A 19042-nucleotide genomic window follows, 5' to 3' on the forward strand; every position below is an offset into this window, starting at 1 on the left:
GCGGATGCGCAAGGCTGGACTGGCGATTGTTTTGGGGCTGATGCCCGTGGCGGCGGTGGCCGAGACGGTCACCATCGCCGCGTTGGGTGACAGCCTAACGCAGGGCTACGGATTGCCCGCCGAGGATGGTCTGGTGCCGCAATTGGAGGACTGGCTGACGGCCCAGGGTGTCGATGTGGCGCTGATCAACGCGGGCGTGTCAGGCGATACGACGGCGGGCGGGCTCGCGCGCGTGGGCTGGACGCTCACGCCCGAGGTCGACGCGATGATCGTGGCGCTGGGAGGCAACGATCTGCTGCGCGGGCTGGATCCGGCGCAGGCGCGCGCCAACATCCGCGGCATCCTTGAGGAGGCGCAGGCGCAGGGGATCGAGGTCTTGTTGGTCGGCATGCAGGCGCCGGGCAATTTTGGCGCCGCCTATAAGGAGGCGTTCGACGCGATTTACCCCGAGCTGGCGGCTGAATTCGGAACGCTGTACCTCAGCAGCTTCTTTGTCGGCCTTACGCAGGGCGACGCGGCACCGGATCCGTCAACGCTGCGCGAATGGTTTCAAAGCGACGGCATCCATCCCAACGCCGAAGGGGTGGAGCGGATCGTTGCGGGAATGGGGCCGAGCGTTCTGGATCTGATCGAGGCTGCCGAAGCGTTGCCGCAAAATTGAGCAGCGTCGCCAAAAAACGCTTTCGCCAAAAATTTACCAGTTGATAAAATTTCAGCTCCGTGCCAGCGTTTCACTCAACCTAGAGTTTTCATGGATGAGGAGCCGCGCATGGCGCAGAAGATGTTTGAGCCCGGCGTGCAGGCCGGTCGGTTGGAGCCACAGTCCTACAAGGACCAGTTTTCGGATTTGCATCCGCCGCTTGACGCGCATGAAGCGATGGTTGCCGCCGACCGGTGCTATTTCTGCCATGACGCGCCTTGCGTGACGGCCTGCCCGACGGACATCGACATCCCGCTCTTTATCCGCCAGATCGCGACGGACACGCCTGACGCCGCTGCCAAGACGATCCTGAGTCAGAACATCATGGGCGGCATGTGCGCCCGCGTCTGCCCGACAGAGGATCTGTGTGAGCAGGTCTGCGTGCGCGAGGTGGCCGAGGGCAAGCCGGTGCTGATCGGGCAGCTGCAACGCTATGCCACCGATCATCTGCAGGCGCAGGGGATCCATCCGTTCACCCGCGCCGAGGCGACGGGCAAGACCGTTGCGGTTGTCGGCGCAGGCCCTGCGGGCCTGAGTGCTGCGCACCGGCTCGCGATGCTGGGCCACGACGTCACCGTCTTTGACGCCCGCGCAAAACCCGGCGGGCTGAACGAATACGGCATCGCCACCTACAAGACGCCGAACGGCTTTGCGCAGGAGGAAGTCGATTGGCTTCTCAAGATCGGCGGGATCACCCTGAAGCACGAAATGGCGCTGGGCGCTGAGGTGACGCTGGACGGGCTGCGCGAAGATTTCGACGCGGTGTTTCTGGGCATGGGGCTGGGCGGTGTGAACGCGCTGGGCGCCGAGGGCGAGGAGAAAGACGGCGTGCTGGACGCGGTGGATTTCATCGCCGATCTGCGGCAAGCAAACGATTTTGCGCAGGTGCCCGTGGGCCGCGACGTGGTCGTGATCGGCGGCGGGATGACGGCGGTGGACGCGGCGGTGCAGTCGAAACTGCTGGGCGCGCTGAACGTCACGCTGGTGTATCGCCGGGGCCGGGACCGGATGAACGCGAGCGTGTTCGAGCAGGATCTGGCGGCCTCCAAGGGCGTGCGCATCGTGACCCATGCCGTGCCCAAGGCCGTGCATGGCAACGGTGCCGTGCGCGAGATCGAGTTCGACTATGTCGGCGATGACATGACGCCCACGGGTGAGACGCTCCGCCTGCCCGCGGATCAGGTGTTCAAGGCGATTGGCCAGACACTGGTGGGCGAAGGCCTGCCCAAGCTGGACGGCAAGAAGATCGCCGTGGATGGCAGAGGCCGCACCTCTGTCGCCGGTGTCTGGGCCGGGGGCGATTGCGCCGCAGGCGGTGACGATTTGACCGTGACGGCGGTGGCCGAGGGGCGCGATGCCGCGATGGACATGCACGCGGCGCTGACGGGCGATGCCTGAGCTTCCCGAAGCCGAAGCGGCGCGGGCGCGCATCGCGGATGGGGCGCTGAACCGCACCATCGAGGCGATTGAGCTGGGCGAGGTCAGCCACATGGACATGCCCGACGCGGACGCGCGGGCGCGTCTGATCGGCACGCAATTCACCCGCACCCATCGCCACGGGAAGTATATCTTTGTCGGCTCAAAGGGCGGGCCGTGGCTGCACATTCACCTTGGCATGGCCGGTTCCATCCGGGTGTGCGAGGCGGGGGCGGATCTGCCGAAATACGTGCGCTTTACCGTTGTGTTCGAAGGCGATCACCGGCTGCACTTCCGCGACCCGCGCAAGTTTGGCCATGTAGAACTGATCGAGGACGTCGATGCCTTTATCGGGGGCAAGGGGCTGGGGCCGGACGCGCTCAGCATCGGGGACAACGCCTTTGCCCAAGCCATTGGCGGTACGCGCGGGGCGGTGAAATCGGCGCTGCTGAGCCAGCGCAAGCTCGCGGGCATCGGCAATCTCTGGGCGGATGAGACGCTTTACCGGACTGGCGTCGACCCCGAGGCACGGGCCTGTGATCTGGACGCGGGCCGCATCGGCGAGATGCACACAGCCTCGCGCGATATCCTGCAAGCGGTGGTCGATACGGGTGCGGATTATTCCAGACTGCCGGGCGACTGGCTGATCCACCACCGCAACGCGGGTGACGATTGCACACGCTGCGACGGGACAATCGAAAAGAAAACAGTGGGCGGGCGCACGTCCTATTTCTGCGCATCTCATCAAACGAAGGGTGAAGCACATGGCTGATCTGACAACCGACTTTCTGGGCATCAAAAGCCCCAATCCGTTCTGGCTGGCCTCCGCCCCGCCGACGGACAAGGAATACAATGTGCGCCGCGCGTTCGAAGCGGGCTGGGGCGGGGTCGTCTGGAAGACCCTCGGCTCCGAAGGGCCGCCTGTGGTGAACGTGAACGGCCCGCGCTACGGCGTGATCCACGGGGCGGACCGCCGCGTGCTGGGACTCAACAACATCGAGTTGATCACCGACCGCGATCTGCAAACCAACCTTGATGAGATCACGCGGGTGAAGGCCGACTACCCCGACCGCGCGATGATCGTCAGCATCATGGTCCCCTGCGAGGAACAGGCGTGGAAGGATATCCTGCCCAAGGTCGAGGCGACGGGCGCCGACGGGATCGAGCTGAACTTTGGTTGCCCGCACGGGATGAGCGAGCGGGGCATGGGGGCTGCCGTGGGGCAGGTGCCCGAATACATCGAAATGGTCACGCGCTGGTGCAAGCAATATTACTCCAAGCCGGTGATCGTGAAGCTGACGCCCAACATCACCGACATCCGCAAACCGGCGGAGGCGGCGCGGCGCGGTGGCGCCGATGCGGTGAGCCTGATCAACACGATCAACTCCATCGTTTCGGTCGATCTGGACACCATGTCGCCGCACCCGTCAATTGACGGCAAAGGCACGCACGGCGGCTATTGCGGCCCGGCGGTCAAACCCATCGCGCTGAGCATGGTCAGCGAGATCGCCCGCGCGCCGGCCACCGCCGGGATGCCGATCAGTGGCATCGGGGGCGTGACCACCTGGCGCGACGCGGCAGAATACATCACCATGGGCTGCGGCAACGTGCAGGTCTGCACCGCGGCGATGACCTATGGCTTCAAGGTCGTTCAGGAGATGATCTCGGGTTTGAGCGAATGGATGGACGAAAAGGGGCATACGTCAATTGCCGATTTCTGCGGGGCGGCGGTGCCGAACACGACCGACTGGCAGTATCTTAACCTCAATTACGTGTCGAAAGCGTCGATCAATCAGGATGACTGCATCAAATGCGGGCGCTGCTATGCGGCGTGTGAGGATACCTCGCATCAGGCGATCGCCATGTCCGATGACCGTACGTTCAGCGTGATTGATGCCGAATGTGTGGCCTGTAATCTGTGCGTTGAGGTCTGCCCGGTTGAGGATTGCATCACCATGGTGCCAATGGCGGCGGGGACGGTAGACCCGCGGACCGGGAAGACCGTCCAGCCGGAGTATGCCAACTGGACGACCCATCCCAATAACCCTGCCTCGACGGCGGCGGAGTGATCAGCCCTCGGTCTGCGCGAGGTTCTTGAGAATGGGCGCTGTCGGCAAAGGATCCGGCAGCGCAAGTTTTTCGAAGATGTCGCGCGGCGGGGCGTCGGAGATCTGTGCATTGACGATCGATGCGGACGTGGCGCTGCCGGGGCCCTTTTGTCCGTAACGTGTGAGGTCTAGCGCAGGGCTGCGTCCCCGCTCAAACCCTGTCTGCCCGTCTGCGGCGGCGCCACCGGATGCAGAGGCGACGACCTGATCCGGGGCGAGCGCCACAGAGGTATCGGGTGCAGCGATGACAGGCGGCAGCGTTGCCGGTTGGGCGGATGCGACTGGCGTTGCGAGAATAATAGACATGAGAGCCCCTTCCAAAGAAGAACAGAGCCCACCACCCAGCAGCACCGTAAGATCCAAAGCGTGAAGATTCGATTAATTGTTGGCCGGTGTCAGAAGCTGGCGAAACATCTGGTCCAGATGCGCCGTCGCCCGGGCATGCGGTGCATCGCCGCCGAGCAAAACGCTGATCTGTGCCTCGAAATCCGCGTAGTGCTGCGTCGTCGACCAGATCGTGAACAACAGATGCGCCGGATCCACCGGAGCAAGGCGTCCGTCGTCTATCCAGCCTTGGATCGCCGCGCATTTCTTCTCAAACAGGGGTTTGAGCTCATTGCGTAGATGGTCCCCGATCCGCGGCGCGCCTTGCAGGATTTCCCCGGCGAAGAGTTTGCTTTCGGCGGGCATGTCACGGGACATTTCCAGCTTGCGGCGCACGTAGCCGAGCAGTTCCTCGACCGGATCGCCGTCGGGGTCGAGTTCGATCAGCGGGTCCAGCCAGGTTTCGACCAACTGGCTGAGAAGCGTGACGTAGATCTCGGTCTTGCCGTCGAAATAATAGAGTAGATTTGGCTTGCTCAACCCAGCGCCCCGCGCGATCGCGTCAAGCGTGGCGCCCCCGTAGCCGTCGCGGGAAAATTCTTCGAGCGCGGAATCAAGGATCAGCCTGCGGTTGCGCATCTGGATTCGGCTGGGGCGTTTCGGCTCGGTCTCGGTCAAGGGGGGCTCCGGAGGTGTGCTGCCAAATTAGGCGATCTTGGCGGGCTGTTATATAAGTTTTCAAAGCAGTTCTTGACAGAAACCGGGGTGCGCGCAATCGTGGCTTTACCAATTGGTAAAAAATTGATCGCGATCACCCGCTCAACCTATAGCACAGGAGCCCGCCGATGCCAGCGCCCGGAGAGAACCTCAAGATCAACCCGGACAGGCTCTGGGATAGCCTGATGGAGATGGCGCAGATCGGGCCCGGCGTGGCGGGCGGCAACAACCGCCTGACCCTGACGGACGAGGATGCCGAGGGTCGCGCGCTGTTCCAGCGGTGGTGCGAGGCGGCGGGCTGCACGATGGGTCTTGACCAGATGGGCAATATGTTTGCGCAGCGCGAGGGGACTGATCCCGAAGCGTTGCCGGTGTATGTCGGCAGCCACCTCGATACGCAGCCAACGGGCGGCAAGTACGACGGTGTGCTTGGTGTCCTTGGTGGGTTGGAGATCCTGCGCACTCTCAATGATCTTGGAGTGAAGACAAAGCACCCGATCGTCGTGACGAATTTCACCAATGAAGAGGGCACACGCTTCGCCCCCGCAATGCTGTCGTCGGGCGTTTTTGCCGGGGTACACACGCAGGATTGGGCCTATGCCAAGACGGATGCGGCAGGCAAGACATTCGGCGATGAACTGAGTCGCATCGGGTGGCGCGGAGAGGAAGAGGTGGGCGCGCGCAAGATGCACGCGTTCTTTGAGCTGCACATCGAACAGGGGCCGATCCTGGAGGCGGAGGCGAAGGACATTGGGGTCGTCACCCATGGACAGGGCCTCAGCTGGACGCAGGTGACGATCACCGGGAAGGACGCGCATACCGGATCGACCCCGATGCCCATGCGCCGCAACGCGGGCCTTGGCATGGCGCGGATCCTCGACAAGGTCGACGAGATCGCGTGGTCGCACAAACCTCACGCGGTGGGCGCAGCGGGCCATATCGACGTCTATCCAAATTCGCGCAACGTGATCCCCGGCAAGGTCGTTTTTACCGTCGATTTCCGCTCTCCCGAGCTGAGCGTGATCGAAGATATGGAGGCGCGGCTGCGGGTCGAGGGGCAGCGGATCGCGGATGACATGGGGCTGGAGATCGCATTCGAGAAGGTGGGCGGGTTTGATCCCGTCGCCTTTGACGAAGGCTGCGTACGCGCGGTGCGCGACGCGGCGGAGCGGCTGGGCTACAGCCACATGGATCTGATTTCGGGGGCGGGGCACGATGCCTGCTGGATCAACCGGGTGGCGCCGACTGCGATGGTGATGTGCCCCTGCGTGGACGGGCTTTCGCACAACGAGGCCGAAGAGATCACCAAGGATTGGGCCATGGCGGGCGCGGATGTGCTGCTGCACGCGGTCGTGGAGACGGCGGAGATTGTCGGGTGAGGCAAGGATCGTTTTCTTTCAAAGAAAACGGCCGGAATTTTTGAAAAATTCCGATGCCTGGTGCAACTGAATTGAGACGGAACGGACGGGGAGACGGGACATGAGCAAGGTCATCAAGGGCGGCACGGTCGTCACGGCAGATCGCACGTGGAAAGCGGATGTGTTGATCGAGGGCGAGAAGATCGTGCGTATCGGCGAGGATCTGGCTGGGGATGAATACATCGACGCCGAGGGCGCCTATGTCATCCCCGGCGGGATCGATCCGCATACGCATCTGGAGATGCCCTTCATGGGCACCACCGCCGCCGAGACATTTGAGAGCGGCACCTGGGCCGCCGCCTGTGGCGGGACCACGATGATCGTGGATTTCTGCCTGCCGGGCGCCGATGGCTCGATCAAGAACGCGATCAACGAATGGCACCGCAAGAGCGCGCCGCAGATCTGCTCGGACGTTGGCTACCACATGGCGATCACCGGCTGGAACGAGAACGTCTTTAACGAGATGAAGGACGCCGTGGACATGGGTGTCAATTCGTTCAAGCACTTCATGGCCTACAAGGGCGCGCTGATGATCGAGGACGACGAGATGTTCGCCTCCTTCAAGCGCTGCGCGGAGCTGGGTGCACTGCCGATGGTGCACGCCGAGAACGGCGATCTGGTCGCCGAGTTGCAGCAGAAGTATTTCGATCAGGGCATCACCGGGCCGGAGGGGCACGCCTATTCCCGCCCGCCGGAGCTGGAAGGCGAAGCGGCGAACCGGGCGATCACGATCGCGGATACGGCGGGCGTGCCGCTTTATATCGTGCATGTGAGCTGCGAGCAGACGCATGAAGCCATCCGCCGCGCGCGCCAGAAGGGGATGCGCGTCTACGGTGAGCCGCTGATCCAGTTCCTGACGCTCGACGAGAGTGAGTATTTCAACAAGGATTGGGACCACGCCGCGCGCCGCGTGATGTCGCCACCGTTCCGATCCAAAGATCATCAGGACAGCCTGTGGGCGGGGTTGCAGGCCGGGTCGCTGCAGGTGGTCGCGACGGATCACGCGGCGTTCTCGACCGAGCAGAAGCGCGCGGGGCGGGATGATTTCCGCATCATCCCCAACGGCTCGAACGGGTTGGAGGAGCGCCTGTCGGTTCTGTGGACCGAAGGGGTGGAAACGGGTCGTCTGACGCCGAACGAGTTCGTCGCGGCGACCTCGACCAATGTGGCGAAAATCCTCAATATCTACCCGCGCAAGGGCGCGATTGTTGAGGGGGCCGACGCGGATATCGTCGTGTGGGATCCGAAGATCACCAAGACGATTTCGCCCGCGAACCACCATTCGGTGCTCGACTACAATGTCTTCGAGGGTTTTGAGGTCACGGCGCAATCGCGCTTTACCTTGAGCCGTGGGGAGGTAATCTGGGCCTGGGGGCAGAACAGCCAGCCCAATCCGGGACGGGGGAAGTTTATCCCGCGGCCCGCATTCCCATCCGCCAATGTCGCGCTGAGCAAGTGGAAAGAGCTGAACTCTCCCAAGATGATCAAGCGTGATCCGTTGAACATCCCGGCGGGGATCTGAGGCATTGCCGATCAAGAAGGGCGAATTGTCTTGAGACCTCCGCAAAGTGTCATCAGTGCGCGCGATCTGGATCTGACTTTCCAGACCAACGACGGCCCCGTGCACGCGCTCAAGGGTGTGAACCTTGAAATCGCGCAGGGGGATTTTGTCAGCTTCATCGGGCCGTCCGGCTGCGGCAAGACGACGTTCCTGCGGGTGATGGCCGACCTTGAGCAGCCGACGGGTGGGGAGATCACGGTCAACGGGGTCTCACCCGGCGAGGCGCGGCGTGCGCGCGCCTATGGCTATGTGTTTCAGGCGGCGGGGCTGTATCCCTGGCGCACGATTGGCGGCAACATCCGCCTGCCGCTTGAGATCATGGGGATCCCCAAGGCCGAGCAGGCGGAACGGGTCGCCCGCGTTCTTGATCTGGTGGAGCTGAGCGGGTTCGAGCGCAAGTTTCCCTGGCAGCTGTCGGGGGGCATGCAGCAGCGGGCGAGTATCGCGCGCGCGCTTTCCTTCAACGCGGATATCCTGCTGATGGATGAACCCTTTGGCGCGCTGGACGAGATTGTACGCGATCACCTGAATGAACAGGTGCTCAAGCTTTGGGAGCGCACGGGCAAGACCATCGCCTTTGTCACCCATTCGATCCCGGAGGCGGTGTATCTGAGCACCAAGATCGTCGTGATGAGCCCGCGACCGGGCCGGATTACGGATGTGATCGACAGCCCGCTGCCCAAGGAGCGCCCTTTGGAGATCCGCGAAAGTCCGGAGTTTCTGGAGATCGCGCACCGGGTGCGCGAGGGGCTGCGCGCGGGGCATGCAGATGGGTAAGGCCGCGCGACACGCGCCTGCGGCGACGTCCCGCCCGCCCTCCCGCAAGGGAGCGCGCGAATGAGGTCGATCCTGCCCGTTCTGACGGTGGTGGCCGGGATCCTTGGGTTCTGGCTTTTGGCCGTCATTCCGATGAACATGCATCTGGTGGCTGATCAGGCGCAGCGCGACGGGGCCGTGGTCACGCCCGATACGCCGACCGCGCGGCAGGATTTGAGCGGCGTCGGGCTGGCACTGAAAAACGTGCATCTGATCCCGCTGACCTATGATTTCCAACGCCCGCGCCTGCCCGCGCCGCAGCAAGTCGCCGGCGAGATGGTGGATACGATCTTTGGCCGCAGCGTCACCTCGAAACGCTCGTTGGTGTATCATGGCTGGGTGACGCTGGCGCCGACCTTGCTGGGGTTTGCGATTGGCACGGGGCTGGGGATTTTGTTGGCGGTGGGCATCGTCTACAGCCGGGTGATGGACCGCAGCGTGATGCCCTGGGCGATTGTCAGCCAGACGATCCCCATTCTGGCGCTGGCGCCGATGGTGATCGTGGTGCTGGGGTCGATGGGGATACAAGGTTTGTTCCCGAAATCGTTGATTGCGGCCTATCTGTCGTTCTTCCCTGTTGTCGTGGGCATGGTGAAGGGGCTGCGCAGCCCTGACGCGATGCAGTTGGATCTGCTGCGCACCTATAATGCGTCCAAGCCGCAGGGGTTCTGGAACCTGCGCCTGCCCGCGTCGGTGCCGTATCTGTTCGCCTCGCTCAAGATCGGGATTTCGGCCTCTCTGGTGGGCACAATCGTGGCGGAGCTGCCGACGGGCGCGCGCGCGGGCTTTGGCGCGCGGATGCTTGTGGGGGATCAATACGGGCAGCCGCTGGTTAGCTGGGCCGCGCTTTTTGCCGCGGCGCTGACGGCGGCGGCGCTTGTCGGGTTGTTCGGCCTGATCGAGCGGATGACCCTGAAACGCATGGGGATGCAGGCGGCATGATGTATGTGGCGTTGGGCATTGCCGTCTGGATCCTTGGCTGGTGGATCAATGTGCGACTGGCCAACGGGGCCGCGTCGGACACCGTGAGCGCACGGGTCGCCGTGCCGTTGATCTTTGGCCTGACAATCGTGGTCGTGTGGGAGCTGATGGTGCGCGGGTTCGAGGTCAGCCCGGTGATCCTGCCCGCGCCCACGGATGTAATCGAACGGATCGGCTCTTCCGGTGCGACACTGTGGGCCGATTTCCGGCAGACGATCCTCAAAGGGGCGCTTGTGGGGTATGTGCTGGGGGCTGCTGCGGCCTTCGCCGTGGCGATCCTTGCGGACCGGTCGGAGTTTTTGACTCGCGGCATCCTGCCTGTCGGGGGCTTCATGGCGGCGCTGCCGATCGTGGGGACGGCGCCGATTTTTGTGAAGTGGCTGGGCAGCGATTGGGAATCCAAGGCCGCCGTGGTGGGGGTGATGGTATTCTTTCCGATCCTGGTGAACACGGTGGCGGGGCTTAAGGATACGTCGGCCATGCAGCGCGATCTGATGCGCACCTACGCGGCGGGCTATTGGCCGACGCTGTTCAAGCTGCGGCTACCGTCGGCCGCGCCGTTCATCTTCAACGGTCTGAAAATCGGCACGACGCTGGCGCTGATCGGCGCGATTGTTGCTGAATTTTTCGGCTCGCCAACGGTGGGCATGGGGTTTCGCATCTCGACCAGTTTCGGGCAGCTTGCGCTCGACATGGTCTGGGCCGAAATTGTGGTGGCGGCGCTGGCGGGATCGGCGTTCTATGGCATCATGGTCCTGATCGAGAAACGGGTGACGTTCTGGCATCCGTCGCAAAGATAAACAAAACGCCCCGAACGGGGCATCAACCAACCTGGAGGGGTTACCAATGAAAAAGATGATGATCGCCGCAAGCTTTGCGGCCAGTCTGGCGGCGGCACCGCTGATGGCGGACGGCCACGCAAATACCGTGACGCTGCAGCTGCAGTGGGTCACGCAGAGCCAGTTCGCGGGCTACTACGTGGCGCAGGACAAGGGATTTTACGAAGAAGAGGGGCTGGATGTGACGATCCTGCCGGGCGGCCCTGATATCGCACCGCCGCAGGTGCTTGCGGGCGGCGGCGCGGATGCGATGCTGAACTGGATGCCCTCGGCGCTGGCCGCACGCGAAAAAGGCCTTCCGGTCGTCAACATCGCCCAGCCGTTCAAGACATCTGGCCTGATGCTGACCTGCTGGAAGGATACCGGCATCACGGAAGTGGCCGATTTCAAGGGCAAGACCATCGGCGTTTGGTTCTTTGGCAATGAATACCCGTTCCTGAGCTGGATGAGCCAGGAGGGGATTTCGACCGAGGGCGGCGAGGACGGTGTGACGGTTCTCAAGCAGGGCTTCAACGTCGATCCGCTGCTGCAACGCGAGGCCGACTGCATCTCGACCATGACGTACAATGAATACGGTCAGGTGCTGGATGCGGGCGTGAACCCAGACGAGCTGGTGACGTTCAAGTACGAGGATCAGGGCGTCGCGACGCTGGAGGACGGCATCTACGTGCTCGAAGAGAACCTCGAGGATCCGGTGTTTGTCGACAAGATGGTGCGGTTCGTGCGTGCCTCGATGAAGGGCTGGAAATACGCCGAGGAAAACCCGGAAGAGGCGGGTGGAATCGTGGTCGAAAACGATGAGACGGGTGCCCAGTCCGAGGAGGCACAGATCCGTATGATGAAGGAAATTGCAAAGCTGACGGCAGGCTCCGACGGATCGCTGGATGAGGCGGATTACCAGCGCACGGTCGATACGCTGCTGGCAGGCGGGTCTGACCCGGTGATCTCCAAGGCGCCCGAAGGCGCGTGGACCAGCGTCATCACGGATCAGGCGCTGCAGTAAGCGACGCACGACGTGAAAAAGAGGGGCTGGCACCTGCGTGTCGGCCCCTTTTACATTCAGAACTCAACGCCGCTGAGCCCTGCGATGACCATGACGACGGCCCCCAACACGAGGGCAAAGACCAGCAATCGCCAGAGCGCAACGGCGAGGACGGTCGCCAGTGCCACGACAAGCCGGAGCAGAGCGTACAGCAACGGAACCGCCAGCGCGCCGAGAAACGCGGCAATCAGAACCTCACCCCAGTCGAAAGCCGCCGCCTGCCGTGTCTGAACGACTGCGCCTGACAGGGCCGCGAGCGCCAAGATCACAAGGACAATGATCCTGCCACGCCCGCAATCGATCCAGCGCTCAAATCCGCGAAAAGCCCAGTCAGATCGGGCGGTGATGGCGGTGCGGTTGCCCTGAGCGCTTGCGGCCCTTGCAAGGTGCTTTTCGCGTTCTTGTTCGATCAACTGCTGTCTTTTTCGTGCGTCGGCCTGTTGGGCATGCAGGGTCTGCATTCCAGACCTGTAGTAGGCGTCACTCCAGCGTGGGTCTTCGGGGCCACTCATCTGATTGTTCCTGTGGTAAGCGCTATGCGCGTGCGGGATGCCCAACAAAAAAAGGGTCGGCGATCATGCCGACCCTTTGTGCGTTTGCGTTGTGTGAATCAGAGGACGGTAACTTTTGTCCCGATTGGCACGCGCTGGTAAAGGTCCTTGACGTGTTCGTTCAGCATCCGGATGCAGCCGTTGGAGACCGAGCGCCCGATTGAGCGGGGCGCCGTGGTGCCGTGGATGCGGAAATACGTGTCCACACCGTTCTGAAAAAGATAGAGCGCACGCGCGCCGAGTGGGTTGCCGGGGCCACCGGGCTGCGCTTCGGTGTTGCCGATGAAGCGTTGGTATTTGGCAGGCTCACGCTCGATCATCTCGTTGGTCGGACGCCAGGTTGGCCATTCCTTTTTCACTGCGATGGTGGCGGTCCCCGTGAACTCCAGACCGGCCCGGCCCACGCCCACGCCGTAGCGCATTGCCTGACCGGGTGCGGTAACAAAATACAGGTAATAGCTGCGCGGCAGGATCAGCAATTCACCGACCTGATATGATTTTTTGATCCGAACGGCTTGTGGCGTCGGATCGAAAGCCGCGGCCTGGGCCGAGACGAGCTGTGGCGTTGCGGTGGCGGCAAGTGAGCTTGCGAGGAACGTACGACGGCGCATGAGAGACCCTTTCTGGCAGATTCACATCTTTCATGCCGTAAAAAGAGGTCTTTTTTCAAGGCTGATGATCAAAAACCGGACAACCGTTGCAGATTGTCCGATCACTTAAGCGTGTGATCGCCCGAGGCGGGTGTTTGGCCGACTGCGCGCGCCTAGGCCAAGGCGATATTCGTGGCGGATTCGCGACCGTCGCGGCCGGCCTCGATATCGAATGTCACTTTTTGATTGTCAGCCAGACCGGTCAGCCCCGCGCGCTCGACAGCCGAGATGTGCACGAACACATCCTTTGACGCGCCGTCGGGGGCAATAAACCCGTAACCCTTTGTCGTATTGAACCATTTGACTGTGCCTGTGGCCATGTCGTCCTCTCCTGTTGCTGCCATCCGCGATATGCGATGGCCCGGCTTATCAAGTCTGTCATCGAGAGACTGATCGCGGTAGCGCAGGCAGTGGTCTTGATAAATCAAACGTCAGCCCGAAAAATATGCCAGCGCGATTCCGGCATATCAAGTATTTCGCATCACGCCGGGGACCAAATGGCCGGGCTCAGGCGGCCGGTATACAGAGGCGGAATTGGATAAGTATATGCAAAATAATGCAATGATGCCGGGTGATGGCACCGCGTCCTTTGTCATCTCTGCGGGTGGTTTGCGGGCGCGGATCCTCAGTTTTGGGGCAAGTTTGCAGGACCTGAGGCTCGACGGCATTGCGAATCCCCTCGTGCTGAGCCTGCCGGATGGCGATTACCCCGGTGCGGCAGCGTCGCTCTATGCCGGTGCGATTGTGGGGCCTGTGGCCGGGCGGATAGCGCAGGCGCGCACGTGTATCGGCGGCCGGTCGGTCGCCCTTGACCGCAACGGAGGCGCCCATCATCTGCACGGAGGATCCGGCGCGCTGTCGCACCGGGTGTGGACGCCTGTCGCGGTAACCCCGGATGCGCTGACCCTGCGGGCGCGGATGCGCGCGGGGGAAAATGGCTACCCGGCGGGGACAATCGTTTATGCGCGATATCGCGTTTCCGGCGAGGGTACGCTTGCGCTGACGCTGACGGCCACCTGCACGCGACGCACCCTGATGAACCTATGTCACCACCCGTATTTCAACCTTGATGGCGCTCCAACGATTGCGGGGCACGTGTTGGAATGCCCGGCCACGCAGTATCTGCCCGCCGATGCGGATGCGCTGCCGACCGGAGAGATCGCGCCGGTCGCGGGAACGGCGTTCGATTTCCGTGCCGGGCGCGCTGTCGCCGCGCAGAGCTATGACAACAGCCTGTGCCTGCATCGGGACCGGGCGCGCGGATTGCGCTTTGCCGCCGGGCTGGCGGCCGGGGCCGGGCCACGGCTGCAGATCTGGACAACCCAGCCCGCGTTGCATGTCTATGACGGCGCGGGGATTGACGCGCGCGCCGCTGACGGTCGCCGCCTTGGCCCGCGTGCGGGCCTCGCTCTTGAGGCGCAGGGCTGGCCCGACGCGCCAAACAATCCGGGCTTTCCCGGGATCACGATCCTCCCCGGTGAAGTCTACAGCCATGAGGTACAGTACCGCTTCTTGCCACGGTGAGCCCCCGAAGACTCCTCTCAAACGCCGTAAAGGCGCCCTTTTTCCCAGCGACCCTGATGGGAACGATGCGTGGCGCGTGCCAGAAGGACGAGCCATGCAGGAATGTAGGAGACCTTATGCGTATTCTTGCCGTGGACGATGACCCGGTCACCCGGGACTTGCTGGACAGTGCAATGCGGCAATCGGGATTTGGCGCCATCAGCTTTGCCGCGAGCGGTGAAGAGGCGTTGCAGGCGGTTGCGGACGCGTCAGAGCCGTTCGATACCTTCCTTCTCGATATCATGATGCCGGGAATCGACGGGATTGCCCTGTGCGAGCGCTTGCGCGCCCTCCCGGAGTACCGCAGCGCGCCGATCATCATGATCACGGGCGACCGCCAACACGACAGCATGTCGCGCGCCTTTGATGCGGGAGCGACGGATTATGTGAGCAAGCCGTTCGACGGTCTGGAACTGGGGACGCGCATCAATATGGCCGCCCTGTTGACCGACAGTCTGCGGCGCGAGCGGGAAAGCCAGGACCGGCTTGATGCCTTGACGCATCTGACGACAATCTCTTTTGACGACCGTTTCGATTTGATGGCAACGCCGGGTCTCAAACCTTTCCTGACGCTTGAGAATGATCTCTTGCGCCGTGGAGAGGCACTGTATGCGATGACGCTGTTTCGGGTCGAGCTTACTGGTGCGAAGGATCTGTTTCGCGCGCAATCCGCGACGGCTTACCGCCATGGCATGCAGACCACCGCGCGCGCCGTGTCAGAGGCAATCGATAGTGACACAACCCGTTTTGCCCACGGTGGGCGTGGCACCTTTGTGGCGGTCGTCTACAGCCGGGAACGTGTGGACCTAGAAGCGCTGAGCGAGATGGCGCAAGCATCGCTTGAGGCGCATTGGGCAGGGGATGCGCCCGCGATCAACGTGGCACAGATCGGAGAGCAGCGATTGTGGTCCGGTCTGTCGGCTGCGGAAGCCCTGCGCAGTTTTCAGGGCCGCGCCGACCTGACGGAGCCTGCCGAGCCTGTGGAAGTGAACGGTCTGTTCGAACGGCTGACGTCCAAACTGCTCACCGGATAGAACCGAAAAAAAGGGGCAGCCGCCTGGCCGCCCCCCGGTGCACGGTCAGCGCACGAATTTCTTGTGCTTGAGGCGTTTTGGCTCCAGCGCGTCGGCACCCAGACGGCGTTTCTTGTCCTCCTCGTAGTCCTCGAAGTTCCCTTCGAACCACTCCACGTGGGAGTTGCCCTCGAACGCGAGGATGTGGGTGCAGATCCGGTCGAGGAAGAAGCGGTCGTGCGAGATCACCACCGCGCAGCCGGCAAAATCGACCAGCGCATCTTCGAGCGCGCGCAGGGTTTCGACGTCCAGATCGTTGGTCGGCTCGTCAAGCAACAGCACGTTTCCGCCGGATTTGAGCAGACGGGCCATGTGCACGCGGTTGCGCTCCCCGCCCGACAGCAGCCCGACCTTTTTCTGCTGATCGCCGCCCTTGAAGTTGAAGGACGAGCAATAGGCGCGGGAATTTACCTCCGCATCGCCCAGCTGAATCAGTTCGGCCCCCCCTGAGATCGCCTGCCAGACGTTGTCATCGGGGTTCAGATCGTCGCGGGACTGATCGACGTAGGACAGCTCGACCGTGTCGCCGATCTCGACCGTGCCTGCGTCGGGTTTTTCCTGACCCGTCAGCATTTTGAAGAGCGTCGATTTACCCGCGCCGTTGGGGCCGATGACGCCCACGATACCGCCGGGCGGCAGAGAGAAATCGAGCCCTTCGACCAGCAGCTTGTCGCCCATCGCCTTTGTCAGCCCTTCGACCTCGATCACCTTGGAGCCGAGGCGCTGGCCCGAGGGGATGACGATTTGGGCATAGGCCAGCTTTTCACGCTCTGACTGATCGGCCATCTCGTTGTAGGATTTGATCCGGGCCTTGGATTTGGATTGTCGCGCCTTGGCGCCCTGACGCATCCATTCCAATTCGCGCTCCAGCGTTTTCTGGCGGGATTTATCCTCGCGCGCTTCCTGGGCGAGGCGTTTGGCCTTCTGCTCCAGCCAATCGGAATAGTTGCCCTCGTAGGGGATGCCGCGCCCGCGGTCGAGCTCAAGGATCCAGCCGGTGATGTCGTCGAGGAAATAGCGGTCGTGGGTGACGATCAGGATCGTGCCCTTGTAGTCGATCAGGTGCTGTTGCAGCCACGCGATGGTTTCCGCATCAAGGTGGTTGGTCGGCTCATCGAGCAGCAGCATTTCGGGCGCTTCGAGCAGCAGTTTGCACAGCGCCACGCGGCGCGCTTCCCCGCCCGAAAGATCGGCGATGTTGGCGTCGTCCGGCGGGCAGCGCAGCGCCTCCATCGACACGTCGATCTGGCTGTCGAGATCCCACAGATTTTCCGCGTCGATCTGATCCTGCAACGCGGCCATCTCATCGGCGGTCTCGTCGGAGTAATTCATCGCCAGCTCATTATAGCGATCGAGGATCGCCTTTTTGCTCGCCACGCCGAGCATCACGTTCTCGCGCACGGTCAGTTCCGGGTCGAGCTTTGGCTCCTGCGGCAGATAGCCGACGCGTGCGCCCTCGGCGACCCATGCCTCGCCGGTGAAATCCTTGTCGAGGCCGGCCATGATCTTCATCAGGGTGGATTTACCCGCGCCGTTGACGCCGACGACACCGATCTTGACCCCGGGGAGGAAGTTGAGGTGGATGTTCTCGAAACATTTCTTGCCGCCGGGGTATGTCTTGGACACGCCCTGCATGTGGTAGACGTATTGATAGGCCGCCATGACGGTCCTCCTTGGTGCGAATGTGTGTTTGGGTGTGCAATAGCGGGATCGCGCAGGCGCAACAAGTCCGCTGAGGCGGTTGACAACGGCCGCGCGATCCCCGCACGCTCGCGCTGTTTTTGCCGGAGGCCGTGCTGGTGCGCCATGACATTCCCTTTGCCGCACCCGGTCAGGTTATCGGGCTTTTGGGTGGATCGTTCGATCCCGCGCACGCGGGCCATGTACACATCACGCGCGAGGCGCTCAAACGGTTCGGGCTGGACGCGGTGTGGTGGCTTGTCTCGCCCGGCAACCCGTTGAAAGAACGCGGGCCCGCGCAGATGCAGCGCCGTTTGGCGCATGCTCGCGCGGTGATGCAGCACCCGCGCGTGACCATCACGGGGATCGAAGCACGGTTGGGCACGCGCTACACGGCGCAGACTTTGCGGGCGATCACGGCGCTATATCCCACGCAGCGCTTTGTGTGGTTGATGGGGGCCGACAACCTTGCGCAGTTCCATCTGTGGCAGGACTGGCGAGCTATCATGGACACGACGCCCGTCGGCGTGCTCGCGCGTCCGGGCGAGCGGATCTCGGCGCGGATGAGCAGGGCGGCTGCGCTCTATGCGCCCGCGCGGATCCCGGGGCGGATGTCGCGCACGCTTCGCACCGCACAGGCGCCCGCGTGGTGTTTTGTGAATGTGCCGATGATGGATGTGTCGTCTTCGGCGATCCGTGCTGCAGGCGCGTGGTCAGCGTAGGCGCGCCGAAGCGAGACCGGCGCCGATGATGAGGGCCAGACCCGTCCAGACAGCCGCATCAGGCAGATCACCGAAGATGAGCCACCCCAGCGTGACGGCCGCAATCAGCTGAAAGTAAACGAGCGGGGCAAGTCGGGTGGCGGGCGCAAGACGGTAGGCAAAGAGCAGCAGCAGATTGCCCAGCATCGAAAAGAGCCCCGAGGCAAGCGTCAGCGCAGCAATCTGTGGCGTGATTTGCGGCCAGTTTGACAGGCCGAAGGGCAACAGGATCAGACCGGCAATCAATAGTTGCGTCAGGGTCAGGGCCAGCGGTGTGCCGACGCCGCCCAGATAGCGAGACAGGGTCAGAAAAACGCCGTAGCATCCGCCCGCGGCGAGCGCCCAAAGAAGTCCGATGCCCGTCTCCCCGCCCGGTCGGACCACGATCAGCACCCCGGCAAAGCCCGCGAGGATCAGCGCGGAGCGCAGCCACGTGACGCTTTCGCGCAGGAAAATCACGGCTAGCACGTAGCTCACCAGTGGACCGACAAAGAACGCTGCAAAAACGGTGGCGATTTCCTCGGTACTCAGGGCGACCTGAATACAGCTGATCCCGGCGGCAAGCGTGGCGGCGCGGACCCAGATGCGCCAGTCACGCAGCAGCCCATAGGCATCGTGCGGCACAAACGGGATCAGGCACACCATCCCGATGGCAAAGCGTGACCACGCAACAAAAATGGGTGCGACGCCCAGCGTTCCGCTGAGCAATTTGCCCGCACTGTCGCCCGCCGGGATCAGCGACATGGCAACAAACATGATGAGTACGGCGCGGTGCATGGCCGCCGCGCTATCACGATTGCGCGGGCTGCGGTATCGTGAATATCGGGCGCTTGTGAAGTCGC

General features: G+C 62.8%; 20 protein-coding genes. 13 read left to right on the plus strand and 7 right to left on the minus strand.

Going from position 1 to position 19042, the window contains the following annotated elements; translation table 11 throughout:
• Positions 1-4: 4 nt before the first annotated feature.
• The 4 genes from KDD17_RS00725 (at position 5) to preA (ending at position 4185) form a co-directional block, all read left to right on the plus strand.
• Positions 5-661: an arylesterase gene (locus KDD17_RS00725; RefSeq protein ID WP_212704830.1), complete on the plus strand. Its 657-nt coding sequence runs from the start codon at positions 5-7 to the stop codon at positions 659-661.
• A gap of 108 nt (positions 662-769) precedes the next feature.
• Positions 770-2098 carry an NAD(P)-dependent oxidoreductase gene (locus KDD17_RS00730; protein ID WP_212704831.1) on the plus strand — a complete coding sequence of 443 codons (1329 nt, stop codon included), beginning with the start codon at positions 770-772 and terminating at the stop codon, positions 2096-2098.
• The gene (locus KDD17_RS00735; RefSeq protein ID WP_212704832.1) at positions 2091-2888 is read left to right on the plus strand and encodes an Fpg/Nei family DNA glycosylase; all 798 of its coding nucleotides are present in this window, start codon (positions 2091-2093) and stop codon (positions 2886-2888) included. The genes KDD17_RS00730 and KDD17_RS00735 overlap by 8 nt, the downstream gene beginning before the upstream one ends.
• Positions 2881-4185 (plus strand): NAD-dependent dihydropyrimidine dehydrogenase subunit PreA, encoded by a 1305-nt coding sequence (preA, locus tag KDD17_RS00740; RefSeq protein WP_212704833.1) that lies wholly within the window; start codon positions 2881-2883, stop codon positions 4183-4185. The genes KDD17_RS00735 and preA overlap by 8 nt, the downstream gene beginning before the upstream one ends.
• Here preA and KDD17_RS00745 read toward each other — a convergent pair whose 3' ends face one another.
• On the minus strand, positions 4186-4530 hold the full coding sequence (locus KDD17_RS00745; RefSeq protein WP_212704834.1) for a hypothetical protein: 345 nt from the start codon (positions 4528-4530) through the stop codon (positions 4186-4188).
• Between the two features lie 72 nt (positions 4531-4602).
• A complete protein-coding gene (locus KDD17_RS00750) occupies positions 4603-5187 on the minus strand; it encodes a TetR/AcrR family transcriptional regulator (RefSeq protein WP_212706104.1) in 585 nt (194 codons plus the stop codon).
• Between the two features lie 206 nt (positions 5188-5393).
• Here KDD17_RS00750 and KDD17_RS00755 point away from each other — a divergent pair, with 206 nt between their 5' ends.
• The 6 genes from KDD17_RS00755 (at position 5394) to KDD17_RS00780 (ending at position 11883) form a co-directional block, all read left to right on the plus strand.
• Entirely contained in the window at positions 5394-6644 is a 1251-nt protein-coding gene (locus KDD17_RS00755; protein ID WP_212704835.1) for a Zn-dependent hydrolase, read from the plus strand.
• A gap of 100 nt (positions 6645-6744) precedes the next feature.
• Complete coding sequence (hydA, locus tag KDD17_RS00760; protein WP_212704836.1) at positions 6745-8205, plus strand: dihydropyrimidinase; 1461 nt, start codon at positions 6745-6747, stop codon at positions 8203-8205.
• A gap of 30 nt (positions 8206-8235) precedes the next feature.
• Complete coding sequence (locus tag KDD17_RS00765) at positions 8236-9021, plus strand: ABC transporter ATP-binding protein (RefSeq protein ID WP_212704837.1); 786 nt, start codon at positions 8236-8238, stop codon at positions 9019-9021.
• A 60-nt stretch (positions 9022-9081) separates the two neighbouring features.
• The gene (locus KDD17_RS00770; protein WP_212704838.1) at positions 9082-10002 is read left to right on the plus strand and encodes an ABC transporter permease; all 921 of its coding nucleotides are present in this window, start codon (positions 9082-9084) and stop codon (positions 10000-10002) included.
• The gene (locus KDD17_RS00775; protein ID WP_212704839.1) at positions 9999-10841 is read left to right on the plus strand and encodes an ABC transporter permease; all 843 of its coding nucleotides are present in this window, start codon (positions 9999-10001) and stop codon (positions 10839-10841) included. The genes KDD17_RS00770 and KDD17_RS00775 overlap by 4 nt, the downstream gene beginning before the upstream one ends.
• Before the next feature lie 46 nt (positions 10842-10887).
• On the plus strand, positions 10888-11883 hold the full coding sequence (locus tag KDD17_RS00780) for an ABC transporter substrate-binding protein (RefSeq protein ID WP_212704840.1): 996 nt from the start codon (positions 10888-10890) through the stop codon (positions 11881-11883).
• Between the two features lie 56 nt (positions 11884-11939).
• Here KDD17_RS00780 and KDD17_RS00785 read toward each other — a convergent pair whose 3' ends face one another.
• From KDD17_RS00785 to KDD17_RS00795, 3 genes are all read right to left on the minus strand, one after another.
• Positions 11940-12434, minus strand: coding sequence for a hypothetical protein (locus tag KDD17_RS00785; RefSeq protein WP_212704841.1), 495 nt, complete (start codon positions 12432-12434; stop codon positions 11940-11942).
• 98 nt (positions 12435-12532) lie between these two features.
• Entirely contained in the window at positions 12533-13084 is a 552-nt protein-coding gene (locus KDD17_RS00790) for a L,D-transpeptidase (RefSeq protein WP_212704842.1), read from the minus strand.
• A 152-nt stretch (positions 13085-13236) separates the two neighbouring features.
• Complete coding sequence (locus tag KDD17_RS00795) at positions 13237-13443, minus strand: cold-shock protein (RefSeq protein ID WP_212704843.1); 207 nt, start codon at positions 13441-13443, stop codon at positions 13237-13239.
• 226 nt (positions 13444-13669) lie between these two features.
• On the opposite strand from KDD17_RS00795, the gene KDD17_RS00800 reads away from it, so the two are divergent.
• A complete protein-coding gene (locus tag KDD17_RS00800; protein WP_212704844.1) occupies positions 13670-14647 on the plus strand; it encodes an aldose epimerase family protein in 978 nt (325 codons plus the stop codon).
• Positions 14648-14763: 116 nt separating this feature from the next.
• Positions 14764-15720, plus strand: coding sequence for a response regulator (locus tag KDD17_RS00805; RefSeq protein WP_212704845.1), 957 nt, complete (start codon positions 14764-14766; stop codon positions 15718-15720).
• 45 nt (positions 15721-15765) lie between these two features.
• Here the strand turns inward: KDD17_RS00805 and ettA are convergent, their stop codons facing one another.
• Positions 15766-17421: an energy-dependent translational throttle protein EttA gene (gene ettA / locus KDD17_RS00810; protein WP_212704846.1), complete on the minus strand. Its 1656-nt coding sequence runs from the start codon at positions 17419-17421 to the stop codon at positions 15766-15768.
• 137 nt (positions 17422-17558) lie between these two features.
• Here ettA and KDD17_RS00815 point away from each other — a divergent pair, with 137 nt between their 5' ends.
• Positions 17559-18161 carry a nicotinate-nucleotide adenylyltransferase gene (locus tag KDD17_RS00815; RefSeq protein ID WP_212704847.1) on the plus strand — a complete coding sequence of 201 codons (603 nt, stop codon included), beginning with the start codon at positions 17559-17561 and terminating at the stop codon, positions 18159-18161.
• On the opposite strand, the gene KDD17_RS00820 is transcribed toward KDD17_RS00815, so the two are convergent.
• Positions 18153-18977: a DMT family transporter gene (locus KDD17_RS00820; protein WP_212704848.1), complete on the minus strand. Its 825-nt coding sequence runs from the start codon at positions 18975-18977 to the stop codon at positions 18153-18155. The genes KDD17_RS00815 and KDD17_RS00820 overlap by 9 nt on opposite strands.
• Between the last annotated feature and the right edge of the window lie 65 nt (positions 18978-19042).

The organism is Sulfitobacter albidus (assembly GCF_018200035.1).
GTDB lineage: Bacteria > Pseudomonadota > Alphaproteobacteria > Rhodobacterales > Rhodobacteraceae > Sulfitobacter > Sulfitobacter albidus.